The sequence below is a fragment of the Pseudomonas sp. AP19 genome, assembly GCF_001728855.1.
GTDB classification, from domain to species: domain Bacteria; phylum Pseudomonadota; class Gammaproteobacteria; order Pseudomonadales; family Pseudomonadaceae; genus Aquipseudomonas; species Aquipseudomonas fluorescens.
Window position 1 is genome coordinate 15,368 of record NZ_LXJP01000034.1, and the last position, 19,551, is coordinate 34,918.

General features: G+C 60.4%; 14 protein-coding genes. 9 read left to right on the top strand and 5 right to left on the bottom strand.

Annotated elements, in window-relative coordinates; translation table 11 throughout:
- The first annotated feature begins 11 nt into the window (after positions 1-11).
- The 6 genes from fadB (at position 12) to A7D21_RS21725 (ending at position 7,565) form a co-directional block, all read left to right on the top strand.
- Positions 12-2,159, top strand: a complete 2,148-nt coding sequence (fadB, locus tag A7D21_RS21700; protein ID WP_053255036.1) for a fatty acid oxidation complex subunit alpha FadB — start codon at positions 12-14, stop codon at positions 2,157-2,159.
- Positions 2,160-2,188: 29 nt separating this feature from the next.
- A complete protein-coding gene (gene fadA, locus A7D21_RS21705; RefSeq protein WP_053255037.1) occupies positions 2,189-3,364 on the top strand; it encodes an acetyl-CoA C-acyltransferase FadA in 1,176 nt (391 codons plus the stop codon).
- A 97-nt stretch (positions 3,365-3,461) separates the two neighbouring features.
- Positions 3,462-3,698, top strand: a complete 237-nt coding sequence (locus A7D21_RS21710) for a DUF1653 domain-containing protein (protein WP_021490990.1) — start codon at positions 3,462-3,464, stop codon at positions 3,696-3,698.
- A gap of 114 nt (positions 3,699-3,812) precedes the next feature.
- Positions 3,813-6,434 (top strand): type I DNA topoisomerase, encoded by a 2,622-nt coding sequence (topA, locus tag A7D21_RS21715; RefSeq protein ID WP_069552663.1) that lies wholly within the window; start codon positions 3,813-3,815, stop codon positions 6,432-6,434.
- A 126-nt stretch (positions 6,435-6,560) separates the two neighbouring features.
- Entirely contained in the window at positions 6,561-7,082 is a 522-nt protein-coding gene (locus A7D21_RS21720; protein WP_053255040.1) for a DUF6586 family protein, read from the top strand.
- 249 nt (positions 7,083-7,331) lie between these two features.
- Positions 7,332-7,565, top strand: a complete 234-nt coding sequence (locus A7D21_RS21725) for a hypothetical protein (protein WP_053255041.1) — start codon at positions 7,332-7,334, stop codon at positions 7,563-7,565.
- 79 nt (positions 7,566-7,644) lie between these two features.
- Here A7D21_RS21725 and sulA read toward each other — a convergent pair whose 3' ends face one another.
- Entirely contained in the window at positions 7,645-8,118 is a 474-nt protein-coding gene (gene sulA / locus A7D21_RS21730) for an SOS-induced cell division inhibitor SulA (RefSeq protein ID WP_053255042.1), read from the bottom strand.
- 10 nt (positions 8,119-8,128) lie between these two features.
- Positions 8,129-8,737, bottom strand: a complete 609-nt coding sequence (gene lexA / locus A7D21_RS21735; RefSeq protein ID WP_017137423.1) for a transcriptional repressor LexA — start codon at positions 8,735-8,737, stop codon at positions 8,129-8,131.
- Between the two features lie 263 nt (positions 8,738-9,000).
- Between lexA and A7D21_RS21740 the strand changes: the two genes are divergently transcribed.
- Both A7D21_RS21740 and nagZ read left to right on the top strand, forming a co-directional pair.
- Positions 9,001-9,708: a TetR/AcrR family transcriptional regulator gene (locus A7D21_RS21740; protein ID WP_053255043.1), complete on the top strand. Its 708-nt coding sequence runs from the start codon at positions 9,001-9,003 to the stop codon at positions 9,706-9,708.
- A gap of 153 nt (positions 9,709-9,861) precedes the next feature.
- On the top strand, positions 9,862-10,872 hold the full coding sequence (nagZ, locus tag A7D21_RS21745; protein ID WP_069552664.1) for a beta-N-acetylhexosaminidase: 1,011 nt from the start codon (positions 9,862-9,864) through the stop codon (positions 10,870-10,872).
- A gap of 49 nt (positions 10,873-10,921) precedes the next feature.
- Here the strand turns inward: nagZ and A7D21_RS21750 are convergent, their stop codons facing one another.
- The 3 genes from A7D21_RS21750 to mfd are packed head-to-tail and all read right to left on the bottom strand — an operon-like array spanning position 10,922 to position 17,652.
- Positions 10,922-13,612, bottom strand: a complete 2,691-nt coding sequence (locus A7D21_RS21750; protein WP_053255045.1) for a DEAD/DEAH box helicase — start codon at positions 13,610-13,612, stop codon at positions 10,922-10,924.
- Positions 13,613-13,621: 9 nt separating this feature from the next.
- Positions 13,622-14,191 (bottom strand): CsiV family protein, encoded by a 570-nt coding sequence (locus A7D21_RS21755; protein ID WP_053255046.1) that lies wholly within the window; start codon positions 14,189-14,191, stop codon positions 13,622-13,624.
- An 11-nt stretch (positions 14,192-14,202) separates the two neighbouring features.
- Complete coding sequence (gene mfd, locus A7D21_RS21760) at positions 14,203-17,652, bottom strand: transcription-repair coupling factor (RefSeq protein WP_053255047.1); 3,450 nt, start codon at positions 17,650-17,652, stop codon at positions 14,203-14,205.
- Positions 17,653-17,992: 340 nt separating this feature from the next.
- Here mfd and A7D21_RS21765 point away from each other — a divergent pair, with 340 nt between their 5' ends.
- On the top strand, positions 17,993-19,456 hold the full coding sequence (locus A7D21_RS21765) for a glyceraldehyde-3-phosphate dehydrogenase (RefSeq protein ID WP_053255048.1): 1,464 nt from the start codon (positions 17,993-17,995) through the stop codon (positions 19,454-19,456).
- Positions 19,457-19,551 lie beyond the last annotated feature (95 nt).

Genomic DNA, 19,551 nt, shown 5'->3' on the forward strand with positions numbered 1-19,551 from the left:
GAGATCAGTTGATGATTTACGAAGGTAAAGCCATCACGGTTAAGGCTCTTGAAAGTGGCATCGTCGAATTGAAGTTCGACCTCAAGGGTGAGTCCGTCAACAAGTTCAACCGTCTAACCCTGAATGAATTGCGTCAGGCCGTAGACACCATCAAAGCAGATGCTTCGGTCAAGGGCGTGATCGTCTCCAGCGGCAAGGACGTGTTTATCGTCGGCGCTGACATCACCGAATTCGTCGACAACTTCAAGCTGCCCGATGCCGAGCTGGTGGCTGGCAACCTCGAAGCCAACAAGATTTTCAGCGATTTTGAAGACCTCAACGTGCCGACCGTTGCCGCGATCAATGGCATCGCGTTGGGCGGCGGCCTGGAAATGTGCCTGGCCGCAGACTTCCGCGTCATGTCGGCTACCGCCAAAATCGGCTTGCCTGAAGTCAAACTGGGCATTTACCCAGGTTTTGGCGGCACCGTACGCCTGCCGCGCCTGATCGGTGCCGACAACGCCATCGAGTGGATTGCCGCCGGCAAGGAAAACCGTGCTGAAGACGCGCTGAAAGTCGGCGCCGTCGATGCCGTGGTTGCTCCGGACAAACTGGCCGAAGCCGCACTGAACCTGATCAAAGGCGCCATCAGCGGCGAATTTGACTACAAGGCCAAGCGTCAGCCGAAACTCGAAAAACTCAAGCTCAACGCCATCGAACAAATGATGTCGTTCGAAACCGCTAAAGGTTTCGTGGCTGGCCAGGCTGGCCCGAACTACCCGGCGCCGGTTGAAGCGATCAAGACTATCCAGAAAGCTGCGAACTTCGGTCGCGACAAAGCCCTGGAAGTGGAAGCGGCAGGCTTCGTCAAACTGGCGAAAACCTCGGCTGCCCAGAGCCTGATCGGTTTGTTCCTGAACGATCAGGAGCTGAAGAAAAAGGCCAAGGCCTACGACGAAATCGCCAAAGACGTGAAACAGGCTGCCGTACTCGGCGCCGGTATCATGGGCGGCGGTATCGCCTATCAGTCGGCGTCCAAAGGCACGCCGATCCTGATGAAAGACATCAACGAACACGGTATCGAGCAGGGCCTGGCGGAAGCCGCCAAGCTGCTGGTGGGCCGCGTTGACAAGGGCCGTATGACGGCTGCGAAAATGGCCGAAGTGCTTAACGGCATTCGTCCTACGCTGTCCTATGGTGATTTCGGTCACGTCGACCTGGTGGTCGAAGCCGTTGTCGAGAACCCTAAGGTCAAGCAGGCTGTATTGGCCGAAGTGGAAGCCCAGGTTAAAGACGACACCATCCTGGCTTCGAACACCTCGACAATTTCCATCAGCTTGCTGGCCAAGGCCCTCAAGCGTCCGGAAAACTTCGTCGGCATGCACTTCTTCAACCCGGTGCACATGATGCCGCTGGTGGAAGTGATCCGTGGCGAGAAGTCCAGCGAGCTGGCGGTTGCTACTACCGTTGCCTACGCCAAGAAAATGGGCAAGAACCCGATCGTGGTCAACGACTGCCCGGGCTTCCTGGTCAACCGCGTACTGTTCCCGTACTTCGGCGGTTTCGCCAAGCTGGTCAGCGCCGGTGTGGATTTCGTGCGCATCGACAAGGTCATGGAAAAATTCGGCTGGCCAATGGGCCCGGCGTACCTGATGGACGTGGTCGGCATCGACACCGGCCACCATGGTCGCGACGTAATGGCTGAAGGCTTCCCGGACCGCATGAAAGACGACCGCCGTTCGGCGATCGACGCGCTCTACGAGGCCAAGCGCCTGGGCCAGAAGAATGGCAAAGGTTTCTACGCCTACGAGGCCGACAAGAAGGGCAAGCAGAAGAAAGTGGCCGACCCGTCGGTTCACGAAGTGCTCGCGCCGGTTATCTACGAGCAGCGTGAGGTGTCCGACGAGGACATCATCAACTGGATGATGATCGCCCTGTGCCTGGAAACCGTGCGTTGCCTGGAAGACGGCATCGTTGAAACCGCCGCCGAAGCCGATATGGGCCTGGTGTACGGTATTGGTTTCCCTCCATTCCGTGGTGGTGCGCTGCGTTACATCGACTCGATCGGTGTGGCCGAGTTCGTTGCCCTGGCTGACAAATACGCTGATTTGGGCCCGCTGTACCACCCGACCGCGAAGCTGCGTGAAATGGCCAAAAATGGCCAGAGCTTCTTCGGTTAAGCGCCCAGACGACTAGAGCGAGAATATTTATGAGCTTGAATCCAAGAGACGTGGTGATTGTCGACTTCGGTCGCACGCCAATGGGCCGCTCCAAGGGCGGCATGCACCGCAACACCCGCGCCGAAGACATGTCGGCGCACCTGATCAGCAAGTTGCTGGAACGCAACGTCAAGGTCGACCCGAACGAAGTCGAAGACGTGATCTGGGGCTGCGTCAACCAGACCCTGGAACAGGGCTGGAACATCGCGCGCATGGCTTCCTTGATGACGCAGATCCCGCACACAGCGGCCGGTCAGACCGTGAGCCGCCTGTGCGGTTCGTCGATGAGCGCGCTGCACACCGCTGCGCAAGCGATCATGACCGGTAACGGTGATGTCTTCGTCGTCGGCGGCGTGGAGCACATGGGCCACGTCAGCATGATGCACGGCGTCGACCCTAACCCGCACATGTCGCTGTACGCGGCAAAAGCGTCGGGCATGATGGGCCTCACCGCAGAAATGCTCGGCAAAATGCACGGCATTACCCGCGAAGCCCAGGACGCGTTCGCCCTGCGTTCCCACCAACTCGCCCAAAAGGCGACCGTGGAAGGCAAGTTCAAGGATGAAATCATCCCGATGAACGGCTACGACGAAAACGGCTTCCTGAAACTGTTCGACTACGACGAAACCATTCGTCCGGACACCACCCTGGAAAGCCTGGCGGCCCTCAAGCCGGCCTTCAATCCAAAGGGCGGCACCGTGACAGCCGGTAGTTCGTCGCAAATCACCGACGGTGCTTCGTGCATGATCGTGATGTCGGCGCAGCGTGCCCAGGACCTGGGTATCCAGCCGATGGCCGTGATTCGTTCGATGGCCGTGGCGGGTGTGGATCCGGCAATCATGGGCTATGGTCCAGTACCGGCCACACAAAAAGCCTTGAAGCGCGCGGGCCTGACCATCTCCGATATCGACTTCTTCGAGCTCAACGAAGCTTTCGCCGCACAGGCCCTGCCAGTGCTGAAAGATTTGAAAGTACTCGACAAGATGAACGAGAAGGTTAACCTGCACGGCGGTGCAATCGCCCTGGGCCACCCATTCGGTTGCTCCGGTGCGCGTATCTCCGGCACTTTGCTTAACGTGATGAAGCAAAATGGCGGCAACCTTGGGGTTGCAACCATGTGCATTGGTCTCGGCCAAGGCATTTCCACCGTCTTCGAACGCCTCTAAGCGTTGGGTTGACGGAAGCCGGGGCCCAGTGCCCCGGTTTTTGTTTTTTGGAATTTTTAATATTTTTTTTCAATAAATTTTGTCAGAGGGCCAGAGCATGAAAGTAGAACCCGGGCTCTACCAACATTATAAGGGGCCGCAGTATCGCGTTTTTAATGTGGCGCGGCACTCCGAGACCGAAGAGGAAGTGGTGTTTTACCAAGCACTGTATGGCGATTACGGCTTTTGGGTGCGCCCTTTGAGCATGTTCCTGGAGACCGTCGAAGTTGACGGCGAGCAGGTCCCGCGCTTTGCTTTGGTCCAGGCCGAACCCAGTCTTTTTTCAGGGCAATAACGGCAGGCCGCGCAGAATGCTGCGCTTGACCTCACCTTGTTGCCACTATATATAGCGTTGCCGCGACAGGCGCCAACTGCCTTTCACTTCTCGAATTCAGGAATTTTCCGATCCATGGGCAAATCGCTGGTCATTGTGGAATCCCCGGCTAAGGCCAAGACCATCAACAAGTACTTGGGTAACGAGTACGTGGTGAAGTCGAGTATCGGCCATATCCGAGACCTGCCCACCAGCGGTTCGGCTAGCGCCAGCAAGGAGCCGGCCGCCAAGCGCGGCAAGGCGGCTGCGGGCGAAGGTCCGGTGCTCACCCCCAAAGAGAAAGCGCGCAAGCAGCTGGTCTCACGCATGGGGGTGGACCCGGAACATGGCTGGAAGGCCAAGTACGAAATCCTTCCCGGCAAGGAAAAGGTCATCGAAGAGCTGCGCCGGCTCGCCAAAGATGCTGACACCATCTATCTCGCGACGGACTTGGACCGCGAAGGGGAAGCCATTGCCTGGCACCTGCGGGAAGCCATCGGTGGTGACGACAGCCGCTACAAGCGTGTCGTGTTCAACGAAATCACCAAGAAAGCCATCCAGGAAGCCTTCTCCAAGCCAGGCGAACTGGACATTGACCGTGTGAATGCCCAGCAGGCCCGTCGTTTCCTCGACCGCGTCGTGGGTTACATGGTCTCGCCATTGCTGTGGGCCAAGATCGCCCGTGGCCTGTCCGCCGGCCGTGTGCAATCGGTCGCGGTCAAGCTGGTGGTGGAGCGTGAACGTGAGATTCGTGCGTTCAACCCTGAAGAGTACTGGGAAGTGCACGCCGACCTCGGCACCGCCAAGGGCGCCAACGTGCGCTTTGAAGTGGCCCGCGAGAAAGGCGAGGCGTTCAAGCCGCTGAACGAAGCCCAGGCCATGGCCGCGCTGGAGAAGCTCAAGGCTTCCAGCTACAGCATCGTCAAGCGTGAAGACAAACCGACCAGCAGCAAGCCGTCGGCGCCGTTCATCACCTCCACCCTGCAACAGGCCGCGAGCAACCGCCTGGGTTTCGGTGTGAAGAAAACCATGATGATGGCCCAGCGTTTGTACGAAGCCGGCTACATCACGTATATGCGTACCGACTCCACCAACCTGTCGCAAGACGCGGTGGCCATGGCGCGTACTTATATTGAAAGCGAATTCGGCAAGAAATACCTGCCGGAGAAGCCGAACGTCTACAGCAGCAAGGAAGGCGCCCAGGAGGCTCACGAAGCGATTCGTCCTTCCGACGCCAACACCGAGCCAAGCAAGCTGAGTGGCATGGAGCGCGACGCTGAGCGCCTCTACGAGCTGATCTGGCGTCAGTTCCTGGCGTGCCAGATGCTGCCGGCGCAATACCTGTCTACTACCGTCAGCGTGGGCGCAGGCGACTTCGAGCTGCGTGCCAAGGGCCGTATCCTCAAGTTCGACGGCTACACCCGCGTGATGCCGCAAATTGCCAAGCCAGGCGACGATGATGTGCTGCCTGACATGGCCCAGGGCGATACGCTCAAGCTGATCAAGCTCGACCCGTCCCAGCACTTCACCAAGCCGCCGGCACGTTACTCCGAAGCCAGCCTGGTCAAAGAGATGGAAAAACGCGGTATCGGTCGTCCTTCGACCTATGCGGCGATCATCTCGACCATCCAGGACCGTGGCTACGTGGCCCTGCACAACCGTCGTTTCTACTCGGAAAAGATGGGCGACATCGTCACTGAGCGTCTGTCCGAGAGTTTCTCCAACCTGATGGACTACGGCTTCACCGCCGGCATGGAAGAGAACCTCGATGACGTGGCCCAGGGCGAGCGCGACTGGAAAAACGTGCTCGACGAGTTCTACGGCGACTTCAAAAAGAAACTCGAAGTGGCCGAAAGCCCTGAGAGCGGCATGCGTGCCAACCAGCCGGTAATGACGGACATCCCGTGCCTGACCTGTGGCCGCCCAATGCAGATTCGTACGGCGTCCACCGGTGTGTTCCTCGGTTGCTCGGGCTACAGTCTGCCGCCGAAAGAGCGCTGCAAGGCCACCGTGAATCTGGTGCCGGGTGACGAAATCGCCGCAGACGACGAGGGTGAATCCGAATCGCTGGTCCTGCGTGGCAAGCACCGTTGCCCGATCTGCAGCACAGCCATGGATGCCTACCTGCTCGACGAGAAGCACAAGTTGCATATCTGCGGTAACAACCCGGATTGCGACGGCTACGAAATCGAAGAAGGCAGCTACCGCATCAAGGGCTACGAAGGCCCGAGCCTGGAGTGCGACAAGTGCGGCAGCGAGATGCAGCTCAAGACCGGCCGTTTCGGCAAGTTCTTCGGTTGCACCAACCCGACTTGCAAGAACACCCGCAAACTGCTGAAAAGTGGTGACGCGGCGCCGCCGAAGATGGACCCGGTGAAGATGCCCGAACTCAAGTGCGAGAAGGTCAACGACACCTACATCCTGCGTGACGGCGCATCGGGCTTGTTCCTGGCTGCCAGCCAGTTCCCGAAAAACCGCGAGACCCGTGCGCCGTTGGTACTGGAAATCGTGCCACACAAGGACGAGATTGATCCGAAGTACCACTTCCTGTGTGAAGCACCGAAGAAGGACCCCGACGGTCGCCCGGCTGTGATCCGTTACAGCCGTAAAACCAAGGAGCAGTACGTGCAGTCCGAAGTGGACGGCAAGCCTACCGGCTGGAAAGCGTTCTACGACGGTGGCAAGTGGAAGGTCGAGGACAAGCGCCAGGGCGCTTGATCGACTCCGCTTGGAATGACAAAGGCCGCCTGTAAAGGCGGCCTTTTTTTGCGCTTGCAGTCCGTTCGGCTGATCCGTGACACTGTTCAGCCAGCATCACGCTTATTCGTTGTGGAGATTGCCGTCATGGCCAACGAACTCTATACCCGTACCAATCAGAAAATTTACTTCGCGGGTTTGTCCCTGGAAGCCCTTGGCCGCGCCGAGGAAGGGAAGGAGATGAATGCCATCGCGCTCGTCCAGGCCGGGCGTGAAGCAGCTTTGTTCCACCTGTACGGCGCGCTGCTGGGGTTGTGTCATGAGATTGCCGGGTTCTACCGTCTGCCCCAGGCCGGTTCGCCGCGTGCAGAAATGATCATGAACCACGACGTGCTGGCGAGCATGGCGATCCCTGAGCTGGCCGAATTGGTAGAAATGGCCCAGAGCCCCGACAGCTGGGTAGCTCGCTTGCTCAAAGCGCACGCCGATATGTTCCAGCCGCCACGTGTTCCCCATGTGCCCAAAGGCGATGTGACACAGCCGCTGATCGTGGCACTGGCGCTGGAAGAAGATGAGCCCAAGCCGCTGAGCCGTGAGGAGCTGGAAAGCTGGCGCCAAGCGCTGAAGAAGATGGCGCTCAGGTTTCGTGAAGGCTTGAACGAGTGCTGAAGGGTTTTCGCTGAGGTGCACTCACCGCTGTGGGAGCGGGCTTGCTCGTGAAAGCGGCATTACTGACCCGCCGCATTCGCGAGCAAGCCCGCTCACACATTTGAACCGAGTCAGGCAGAAAATCCTGCACGGGGCTCGCAGCGTTCAAAAAGCACCATTCATCAAGCCGTAAAGAAACCTGTTGAGATCCTCTGCGGGGCGGGGTGGATGACTGATATAATCCCGGCCTTTCGTGGAGAACAGACTTTTATGCCAACGTCCTTTCTGGAAATTGTTGAATTGCCTGACGGCCGAATTGAGCTGCGCCGGGCTGAGGACGAGGGTTCTCTGGTTATTTTGGATTTTTCCGAGGACGCAAAAGCGTTCCTGCAAGGCCAGCACGTGGAAGTAGCGAAAGCCATGTTGAGCGTGGGTGTGCAGATGGCAGGTCGCCTGGCAGAAGGCGAACCGGAGAAAGATGACGGCCCGCGAGTGCTTCACTGAGTTTTTGTGAGCTGGCTTGCCAAGGCAAGCTCCATTGCGACAGAAGTACTCCTGCCAGATAGGCAAGCAACTAGCCTGATTACCCCAATCGAATATTCAAGCTCTGTGCCTCGCCCGTACGCGCGGCGCTGATCAACTGCTGCCTGGCGGTAGCGTTGAGCGGGTTCAGCCAGCTCACCACCGTGTGGCTGCGGCCCAGGCGCAAAGCTTCACACGTCAACTGCTGGGCACTTTGCGCGCCGCGCGGTTGCAGCAGCAGGATGCGCTCACGGTTGAGGCCGGCGTCGCGCAACCAGGCCTGGGTCAGGCTGGCGGGCGGGGCGATCAGCGTCAGCCAGCGCGCGTCCTGCTCTTCGCTCAATTCGCGAAGGATCGGCGCCAGCAGGCTCAGGCAGCTCCCGGCAGCACCGCGCAACGACAGCTCACTGAACGCCTCGGGTTCGGAGCCCCACGGGGCCTCGACCGTTTCCTTGAGGATGGGCGCAAGGGGTTGGGCCATAAAGGCCTCGAACAGCGACAGTTGTGTGTGTTGTGGGGTGTGCACGAGCTGCATGGTGCCTCCTTTAGCGGCGAATGACGCCGACGCTCAAGCCTTCGATCACCAGGTCCTGATCTTTCAGGTTCACTTCAATCGGGGCGAACTCAGGGTTCTCGGCCATCAGCCAGACCTTGCTGCCTTCGCGCTTGAAGCGTTTGACAGTAACTTCATCGCCGATACGCGCGACGACGATCTGGCCATTACGGGCTTCGCGGGTGGTGTGGACGGCCAGCAGGTCGCCGTCGAAAATCCCCACGTCCTTCATGCTCATGCCGTGTACGCGCAACAGGTAGTCGGCACGCGGATGGAAAAAGGTCGGGTTGATGTTGCAGGATTCCTCGACGTGCTGTTGCGCCAGGATCGGCGCACCGGCGGCGACGCGACCGATAATCGGCAGCGTCGACTCGTCGGCCTTGGCTTCGAAGCCAGGGATGCGAATGCCGCGGGAAGCCCCTGGGGTCATCTCGATCGCGCCTTTGCGAGCGAGGGCCTTGAGGTGTTCTTCGGCAGCGTTGGGGGATTTGAACCCCAGTTCCAGCGCAATTTCCGCTCGTGTCGGCGGGTAGCCGTTGTCATCGAGGCAGCGCTTGATAAAAGCCAGAATCTCAGCTTGGCGTGGCGTCAGTTTTAGCATGTTGATCGCTCTGTCTTTTTATACAGTGACTGGGATTATATACAGTGAACTGCGCTTGGCAATCATCCTTTTTTGGCACTCCGCTGGACGGTCATTCGTCACCCGTCTTACAAGGCACAGACAGCGCTGCCTACAGACCGGAAAGGATGTGATTAAATAGCGGCGAATTAGATGACTGCCCGGCCGGAAAACGGACTCACAGGCTTGACAAGACACACACTGAAACGTATGTTTCAAACAAGTGTTTGTCAGGCGGAGTAGCCATGGCCCAGTCGGAAACCGTTGAACGCATTCTCGATGCTGCCGAGCAATTGTTCGCGGAAAAAGGATTTGCTGAAACTTCATTGCGGCTGATCACCAGCAAGGCTGGGGTCAACCTTGCCGCAGTGAATTACCATTTCGGCTCGAAAAAAGCCCTGATCCAGGCCGTGTTCTCACGCTTCCTGGGGCCGTTCTGCGCCAGCCTCGACCGTGAGCTGGAGCGCCGCCAGACCAAGCCTGAAAACAAGCCAAGCCTGGAAGACCTGCTGGAAATCCTCGTCGAGCAGGCGCTGGTGGTTCAACCACGCAGCGGCAACGACCTGTCGATCTTCATGCGTCTGTTGGGCCTGGCGTTCAGCCAGAGCCAGGGTCACCTGCGGCGTTACCTGGAAGACATGTACGGCAAGGTTTTCCGCCGCTATATGTTGCTGGTTAACGAAGCTGCCCCGCGTATTCCGCCGATTGAGCTGTTCTGGCGCGTGCACTTCATGCTCGGCGCTGCCGCGTTCAGCATGTCCGGGATCAAGGCGTTGCGCGCGATTGCCGAGACCGACTTCGGTGTGAACACGTCCATCGAGCAAGTGATGCGCCTGATGGTGCCGTTCCTTGCGGCCGGCATGCGCGCCGAAACCGGCGTGACCGACCAGGCCATGGCGGCCGCGCAATTGCGCCCACGCAGCAAATCGACCCCGGCCGTCGCCAAGGCGTGACCGGCCCGGGTGTGCGCGGCCGCTTGCATCCGCTAAGCTAGCCGCCATGCCGATTTCAGCTATGTACTCGCAACCCGTTGTTTTCACCGCGCGCCCGTCATTAACGGCGCCACGTGAGGGCAACGGGTTGTGTGCGTTATTTAAGGAAGGTTTATGACTGCTGTCCTGCAAGGTTCGTTAATGGTCGATGTGGCCGGTACTTGGCTGACGGCCGAGGATCGCCACCTGTTGCGCCAGCCTGAAGTGGGCGGGCTGATCATTTTTGCGCGCAATATCGAGCACCCACGCCAGGTGCGCGAGCTGAGCGCGGCGATCCGAGCGGTGCGCCCGGACCTGCTGCTGGCCGTCGACCAGGAAGGCGGGCGTGTGCAGCGCCTGCGCCAGGGCTTTGTGCGCCTGCCGGCCATGCGGCTACTGGCGGATAAGCCGAATGCCGAGTACTTGGCTGAACAGTGCGGCTGGATCATGGCAACTGAAGTGCTGGCGGTCGGCCTCGACCTGAGCTTCGCCCCGGTGCTGGACCTGGATTACCAACGCAGCGCCGTAGTCGGCACGCGTTCGTTCGAAGGCGACCCTGAGCGCGCCGCTGTGCTGGCAGGCGCCTTCATTCGTGGCATGAACAGTGCCGGCATGGCCGCCACCGGCAAACACTTCCCGGGTCACGGTTGGGCTGAGGCCGATTCCCACGTCGCCATCCCCAATGATGAACGCAGCCTGGAACAGATTCGCGCAAATGACCTGGTGCCTTTCGCGCGCCTGAGCACGCAGTTGGCGGCCGTGATGCCCGCACACGTCATCTACCCACAGGTTGACGCCCAGCCTGCCGGTTTCTCGCGTCGCTGGTTGCAGGACATTTTGCGTGGCGAGTTGCAGTTCGATGGGGTTATTTTCAGCGACGACCTGTCTATGGCGGGGGCGCACGTGGTCGGTGATGCGGCCAGTCGAATTGAGGCGGCGCTGACGGCCGGCTGTGATATGGGCCTGGTGTGTAATGACCGCGCGGCTGCCGAGCTGGCGCTGACCGCTGCGCAACGCATGAAGGTCACCCCATCTGCCCGCATCGCGCGGATGCGTGGGGAGGCGATTGCCTCTACGGACTATAAGCAGGACCCGCGTTGGTTGGTGGCGCTCACAGCGTTGCGGGATGCTCAGTTGATCGACTGATAACCGTGGCGCGTCCTTCGCGGGCTTGCTCGCGAAGGCGGTCTGTCAGTCAGCGCTTCTCTTGCTTGTGGGGCAACGGCGCAAACAACGCCTCGATATCCTCGTTGCCCAACTGCCAATCGCCTGTCTTGCGTCCGTCCAGCACACCTGCCGCCAGGTCGGATTTTTCCTTCTGCAGGTGTTGGATTTTCTCCTCCACCGTGCCCCGGGCAATCATCTTGTAGACGAACACCGGCTTCTCCTGCCCGATGCGATACGCGCGGTCGGTGGCCTGGTTTTCCGTGGCCGGGTTCCACCATGGGTCGTAGTGAATGACCGTGTCGGCTTCGGTCAGGTTCAAGCCCACACCGCCAGCCTTCAAGCTGATCAGAAAAATCTGTAGCTTGCCGCTCTGGAAATCCTTCACCGGCGTGCGCCGGTCGCGGGTCTGGCCGGTCAACAGGGCGTAGGCCACGCCGCGCTTTTTCAGTTCGGCCTCGATCAGGCTCAGCATCGAGGTGAACTGGGAGAACAGCAGAATCCGGCGCCCTTCGGCAAACAGTTCTTCGAGCATTTCCATCAGGCTGTCCAGCTTGCCCGAACTGCTGCCTCGGGCGGGCAGGGTGGCGTCGTTGACCAGACGCAGGTCACAGCACACCTGGCGCAGCTTGAGCAGCGCTTCAAGAATGATGATCTGGCTGCGCGCGACGCCTTTACGGGTGATTTCATCGCGGACTTTTTTATCCATGGCCAGGCGCATGGTCTCGTACACATCGCGCTGGGCCTCATTGAGGTCAACCCAATGGATGATCTCGGTCTTGGGCGGCAACTCCGTTGCCACCTGTTCCTTGGTACGGCGCAGCAGGAAGGGTTTTATCCGGCCGTTGAGGTGCTGCAAGCGCACGTCACTGGCGCGTTTTTCGATCGGCACGCGGTAATCGCGGTTGAAGCTTTTGACGTCACCCAGCCAGCCCGGCAGCAGGAAGTGAAACAGCGACCACAGCTCGCCCAGGTGGTTTTCCAGCGGTGTGCCACTCAGGCACAGGCGCTGGCGCGCATTCAGTTCGCGCGCCGCCTGCGCGGCCTTGCTCGTGGGGTTCTTGATGTACTGGGCTTCATCGAGGATCAGTATGTGCAAGGGCAGGGCGGCGAGCGGTTCGATGTCCTTGGGCAGCAAGGCATACGTGGTCAGCAGCAGGTCATAGTCCTGCAGGTTGGCGAAGTGCTTTTTGCGCGTCGCGCCATAGAGTGCCAGTACCTTGAGCTGCGGCGTGAAGTGCGCCGCTTCGTCGAGCCAGTTCGGGATCAGGCTGGTGGGCATCACCACCATGCACGGCCGGTCGAGGCGCCCGGCGGCTTTCTCGGTAAGAATATGCGCCAGGGTCTGCAGGGTTTTACCCAGGCCCATGTCGTCCGCGAGAATCCCGCCCACCTCAAGTTGGCGCAGCGACTGCATCCAGCTCAAGCCTTCCAGCTGGTAGGGGCGTAAGGTCGCGTTCAACCCCTCGGGCGCCACACAGCTGAAATCCTTGATGTCGCGCAGGCGCTGGGCGAAATTGCGGATCTTCTCGCCGCCCTCCCATTGCAACGGCAGGTCTTCCAGCGGGTTGAGGCGAATCGCATCGGCCTTGGCCAGGCGCAGCGTGGTGTTGCCGGGTTCTTGCAGGTAAAACTCGCCGAGGGTGGCCAGCACCGGTTTCAATCGGCCGTAGGGCAGTGCCACTTGCAGCGGGCCGTGGCCGTTGGGCAGGCCGGGAATATTCACCAGGATCAGTTCGTCGTCGCGGCGCCGCGCGAGTTTTTCCGGGTTGAGGATCTCGGTGTGGGAGCGCATCAGGTTGAGCAGGATCGGCAACAGGCTCAGCCGCTCACCGTTGACGATGATGCCCAGTTCCAGGTCGAACCAGTCGCGCTCCGGGCCCTCGTCGACCGTCGCGTACCAGTCGTCGACGGCACTCAGGTCGAAGCCGAAATCCTCGTCGATCTGCAGTTCCCAACCCTCGGCGCGTAGGGCGGGCGACGCGTTAAGGGTAAAGTTCAGCCAGGCGCTGTCGTTGACCATCTCAAACAATTCACCGGCACTCTCCGGCAACGCCTTGCTCTGGCGCGTGGCGATCTTGAAACCCAGCACGCGCAGTTGCTCGCGATACGGCTGCTCCAGCTCCGGGTGGCGTTTGATGCGCAGGCTTTGGGTGTCCTGGCGCACGACGATATCGGCGTTCTTCTGCCCGCTGACATAGTTACCCAGGTAATTGAACGACAACGCGGCGCGGTGCTGGATATAGCGCTGCATCTTGCCGTTGCGCGGTTCAAACGCGCTGAACTCCACACTGGCCAGCCACAGGCGCGGCACGGGGCGCACCTCTTCCATCACCACTTGCGGCAACACCACGCGGTTATCCAGCACGGCCTGGAGCTTTTCCAGCAGCTCGGCATCCTGCGCCGCCGCCGGGTAGGCCAGGGTTTCCTGGACCTTGAGCAACACCGCCGCAATATGTTTGCAGTTGGTGTGCACCGGGCACGTGCAGCGGCTGTCCACCAGGATCAACGTGCCTTTGGCCGATTCGCGCAGCGAGATGGTCTGCCGATAAACGTTGCCGCCCGAGCCTTCGCAACTGGCCACGATGGTGCTGTCGCCGGACTCGACGATGCGCACGCGGTTCTCCAGGGCGTAGCGCCGCCCGCGCTCAAGGCTTTGCTCTTTAAAGCGATTGGCCCACGAAGGGGCCAGGGGTTTGGTCAACGACGACGTCAGGGGCATGGCGCTGGATCAGTCCTGAATGTCGGGCGGTGGTGCGCTGGGTGGTTTGGCGGTCAGCGAAGTGATCTTGATCAGCAGGGCGAGGTGGCCGCCGTCGAGGTAGTTGAGCTGGTTGTTTTTGGTGCGCACGTCTTGCTGGCTCAGGTGTTCGCTGGCGATGACACTCCCGTTGGCGTCGAACTGGTTGATCCAGAAGTCGGCGTCGATGTCGGTAAAACGCCCCAGTTGCAGGTTCAGCGTGCCTTCGATGGGAAACTGGCCGAACTGCTCCTGGCCATCGCTGATGGCCAGTTTCACCGGTTGTTCGCCCAGGTTCTGGTCCCAGGCCCGATGGAGCAGCACGGTGTAGTGACTGTCGGCACGGAGTTTGTCGACGATGTTGCTCAGCCGCGGCGGGCTGATGTTGTCCGCCGGCAGGCGAGCAGCGCCGGCGTCCCAGTTTTCCGGCGCCGCGCGGCTGTTGATAGCCGGCTCGGCGTTCTGGCGGACCAGGATCATTTCCACCAGGTACGGGCTGTCGGCAAACGCCGAAGGGGCAACGACCACCAACAACAAGCTCAAAATGCGGAACAGGCGCATTGGGGCGTCCTTCAAGCAGATTTCGGGATGAGGCGCTCAAACAGCGCCTCTAATGTATTAAAGCGTTCTTCTGCACGTTCCATCGGCACCATGAACTTGAACAGCGTAGCCCCTTCGAACTTGTAGCGGTTGGGCTGGCCCTGAATCAGCTTGATCAGCACCAGCGGGTCCACCGGCGTTTGCGCTTCGAACTCGATGCGCCCGCCTTGTGGCCCGGCATCGACCTTCTTGATTCCAAGTTGCTCGGCCTGCAATTTGAGCAGGGTCAGGCGTACCAGGTTCTTGGTCGGCTCGGGTAACAGGCCAAAGCGGTCGATCATCTCCACTTGCAGGTCCTTGAGGCCTTCTTCGTCAGTGGCCGAGGCGATGCGCTTGTACAGGATCAGCCGCGCGTGTACGTCCGGCAGGTAGTCTTCCGGAATCAACGCCGGCAAGCGCAGGTTGATTTCCGGGCCGCCGCCCAAGGGTTGATCGAGGTTCGGTTGCTCGCCCTTGCGAATCGCTTTCACCGCGCGTTCAAGCATCTCCATATACAGGGTGAAGCCCACGGCCTGGATCTGCCCGCTCTGGCCGTCGCCCAACAGTTCGCCGGCACCACGAATTTCCAGGTCGTTGGTGGCCAGTACAAACCCGGCGCCGAGGTCCTGGGTGTTGGCGATGGCTTCCAAACGCTTTTCGGCGTCGCCGGTAATTTGCTGGCGCGGTGGCGTCAGCAAGTAGGCATACGCTTGGTGGTGGCTACGCCCGACGCGGCCGCGCAGTTGATGCAGCTGCGCCAGGCCGAACTTGTCGGCGCGCTCGATGATGATGGTGTTGGCGCTCGGCACGTCGATGCCGGTTTCGATGATGGTCGAGGCGATCAGCACGTTGAAGCGCTTGTGGTAAAAGTCGCTCATCACCTGTTCGAGTTCGCGTTCGCGCATCTGCCCGTGGCCGATGGCGATGCGGGCTTCCGGCACCAGCTCGGCGAGGTCGGCGGCGCACTTCTCGATGGTCTTCACGTCGTTGTGCAGGTAATACACCTGGCCGCCGCGCAACAGCTCTCGCAGCAGCGCTTCCTTGACCGTGCTTTTGTTCTGCTCCATCACGAACGTGCGCACCGACAAGCGGCGTGCCGGCGGCGTAGCAATGATCGACAAGTCACGCATGCCCGACACGGCCATGTTCAGCGTGCGCGGAATCGGAGTGGCGGTGAGCGTAAGGATGTCGACTTCACTGCGCAGGGCTTTGAGCTGTTCTTTCTGGCGCACACCAAAGCGGTGTTCTTCGTCGATGATCACCAGGCCCAGGTTCTTGATCTTCACGTCGTCCGACAGCAGCTTGTGCGTGCCGATCACGATGTCGATCTTGCCTTCCGCCAAATCGGCGATAGCCGCGTTCACTTCCTTGGCGGACTTGAAGCGGCTCATCACTTCCACCGTCACCGGCCAGTCGGCAAAGCGGTCGCGGAAGCTGTTGTAGTGCTGCTGGGCGAGCAGGGTGGTCGGCACCAGAATCGCCACCTGCTTACCGCCGTGTACGGCAATAAAGGCGGCGCGCATGGCCACTTCGGTCTTGCCGAAGCCCACGTCGCCACACACCAGGCGGTCCATCGGCTTGGGCGCGAGCATGTCGGCGCGCACGGCTTCGATGGTGGTTTGCTGGTCCGGGGTTTCTTCGAAGGCAAAGCCGGCGCTGAAGGTGGCGTAGTCGGCTTTCGGGTCGGCGAAGGCGTAACCTTCGCGGGCCGCACGGCGGGCGTAGATGTCGAGCAATTCGGCGGCCACATCGCGCACTTGTTCGGCGGCTTTGCGCTTGGCTTTCTGCCAGGTCTCGGAGCCCAGGCGGTGCAACGGCGCCAGGGCATCGTCGCTGCCGGTGTAGCGGGCGATCAGGTGCAGGCTGGCCACCGGCACATAGAGCTTGGCGCCTTCGGCGTATTCCATGGTGAGGAATTCGGCGGCCTGGTTGTCGATCTCCAGGGTCTGCAGGCCCAGGTAGCGGCCCACGCCGTGGTCGATATGCACCACCGGCGCACCTTCGCGCAGCTCGGTCAGGTTTTTGATGACCGCGTCGTTGTTGGCGTCCGCGCGTTTTTCACGCCGGCGGCGCTGCATCACGCGTTGGCCGAACAGTGGGCTTTCGGCGATCAGCGCCAGGGCCGGGTCGTCCAGCAACAAACCTTCATCCAGCGGCGCGATGGTGATCGCCAGGCGTTCTTTGCTCGCGACAAAATCCGGCCAGCTGTCGACGGTTTTCGGGCGCAGCTTCAGGCGTTCGAGCAATTCCAGCAGCACTTCGCGGCGGCCGGCGGATTCGGCGGTAAACAGCACGCGGCCGGGGAAGTCACCGATGAAGTTGGACAGCGCCTCCAGCGGCTGTGTGGCTTTGGCCTGGATCGCCAGGTCCGGCAGTGTTCCGGCCGGGAAGCGTTCGCGGCCGCTGCCGGCGTCCACGTCTTGTTGACTGGCAACCACGCGCGGCCAGTTTTTCAAGCGGGCGAAGCAATCTTCCACCGGCAGGAACAGCTCGGCGGGCGGCAACAAAGGACGCGACGGATCGACGCGGCGCTCTTCATAGCGATTGCGCACGTCGTTCCAGAAGTTTTCTGCGGCCTGCTCGATGCCCGGCAGCGAGAACACCTGGGTGTCCTGGGGCAGGTAGTCGAACAGGGTGGAGGTTTCGTCAAAGAACAGCGGCAGGTAGTACTCGATACCGGCCGGTGTAATCCCGCTGCTCAAGTCCTGGAAAATCGGGCAGCGGCGGAAGTCGACGTCGAAGCGTTCACGAAAGCGTGCCTTGAAGCGCGTGACCGCGTCTTTTTGCAGCGGGAATTCCCGCGCCGGCAGCAACTTGATCGAGTCGACTTTATCAATGGAGCGTTGGTTGTCCGGGTCGAAGGTGCGCAAGGTTTCGATTTCGTCATCGAACAAGTCGATGCGGTACGGCAACTTGCTGCCCATCGGGAACAGGTCGATCAACGCGCCGCGCACGGCGAACTCGCCGTGTTCGTACACCGTGTCGACACAGCGGTAGCCGCTGGCCTCAAGGCGCGTGCGCATCTGCTCCACATCGAGCTTCTGGCCGACATCCAGCACCAGGCTGCTGCCGAGCAGGAACTTGGTCGGTGCCAGGCGATGCAGGGCCGTGGTGATCGGCACTACCAGCACGCCGTGGGCCAGTTCCGGCAAGCGGTACAGGCTGGCGATGCGCTGGGAGATGATGTCCTGGTGCGGCGAGAACAGATCGTAGGGCAGGGTTTCCCAGTCGGGAAAGTGCAGCACCGGCAAATCGGGGGCGAAGAAGCTCAGCTCCTGCTCCAGCCGCTCGGCGCTTTGGCTGTCGGCGGTGAGCAGCAGGGTAAAGCGCTTGGCTGCGCTGGCAGCCTCGGCAATGGCCAGGCTCAGGGCGGCACCGGGCAGGTTGCCCCAGTGCTGTTTACCTGCCGCGGCAGGGAGAAGCGGTAGACGCAGAACGGGCACGGAAGGTTGAGCTCCAAGCGTTGCGACAAAGTCGGTAATTGTAACGGCCCGTGGTGCCGCCTGTCAGTTGCTGACTGAGCCTATTACGGTTTGTAGGAAATGTAGTGGCTAAGACAAACAAAGGCGGGTTTTGACTCAATATGTAGTGCCATTTTATGCGGATGTTTCGGAGGGTTACGGACAAGTCGGGGTTGGCGCTCAATCAGCGGCCTTCTGGAACCCGCGTATTTACTGGGCTGCAGCGGGGTGTGATTTTTTCGCAAGCACTTTTTGTTGCCTGACGCGCATTGCTCCGAGGCCGGTCGGGCGGCATAATGTAGCCCCTTTTTTCTGCCCCTACATGTGGAAGGTTCCCGTGACTCAGAAGCCCGACCAGTGTCTTGGTGAATGGATCGACCGTGAAGCACTCGCTGAAGCGATGATTCCGCTTATCGGTCAGCTGTACCGCAATAACAATGTGGTGAGCTCGATCTATGGCCGCAGCCTGATCAACCAGTCAGTCATCGCGATTCTCAAAGCCCATCGCTTTGCTCGCCATCGTTCTGCCGACGACAGCGAACTCTCCGTCCACGAAACATTCCCTCTGCTTAAAGCCATGAGCGAGCTCAAGCTCGGCGCGGCCTCGGTAGACCTGGGCAAGTTGGCTTACAAATTCCGCAAAGAAGGTGCTGGCCGCAGCGCCGAGCAGTTCGTGCGTGAAGAAATGGCCGATGTGGTTGGCCAGCAAAACGCGACTGCTCGCAAAGGCACCGACGTCGTGCTGTACGGCTTCGGCCGTATCGGCCGCCTGCTGGCGCGCATCCTGATCGAAAAAACCGGTGGCGGCGACGGCCTGCGCCTGCGTGCCATCGTGGTGCGTAAAGGCGCCGAGAACGACCTGACCAAGCGCGCCAGCCTGCTGCGTCGCGACTCGGTACACGGTCCGTTCAACGGCACCATCGTCATCGACGAAGAAAACAACACCATCACCGCCAACGGTAACCTGATCCAGGTCATCTACGCGAAGAACCCGTCCGAGGTGGATTACACCCAGTACGGCATCAAGGACGCTCTGCTGGTGGACAACACCGGCGTATGGCGTGACGCCGAAGGCCTGGGCCAGCACCTGGCTTGCCCGGGTATCGATCGCGTGGTGCTGACGGCGCCTGGCAAAGGCAAGCTGAAGAACATCGTTCACGGCATCAACCACGGTGAAATCACCGCCGACGACAAGATCGTGTCCGCTGCGTCCTGCACCACCAACGCCATCGTGCCGGTGTTGAAGGCCGTGAATGACAAGTTCGGTATCGTTAACGGTCACGTTGAAACGGTCCACTCGTACACCAACGACCAGAACCTGATCGACAACTTCCACAAAGGCGATCGCCGTGGCCGTAGCGCCGCGCTGAACATGGTGATCACCGAGACCGGTGCTGCCACCGCTGCTGCCAAGGCCCTGCCTGAGCTGGCCGGCAAGCTGACCGGTAACGCGATCCGCGTTCCGACGCCAAACGTGTCGATGGCCATTCTCAACCTGAACCTTGAGAAAGCCGCCACCCGCGAAGAAATGAACGAGTACCTGCGCTACATGGCGCTGCACTCCGACCTGCATAAGCAGATCGACTTCGTTAATTCGCAGGAAGTGGTTTCCACCGACTTCGTTGGCTCGCGCCACGCCGGTGTGGTGGACGCTGAAGCGACCATCACCCAGGACAACCGCGTTGTACTGTACGTCTGGTACGACAACGAGTTCGGCTACAGCTGCCAGGTGGTTCGTGTGATGGAAGACATGGCCGGGGTTAACCCGCCTGCGTTCCCACGCTAAGCCTTTGCGGTCAATGAAAAAGCCCCGACTGGTTCGGGGCTTTTTTGTGGCTGTTGGTTTTGTGGTGAATATCAGGGCCTCATCGCAGGCAAGCC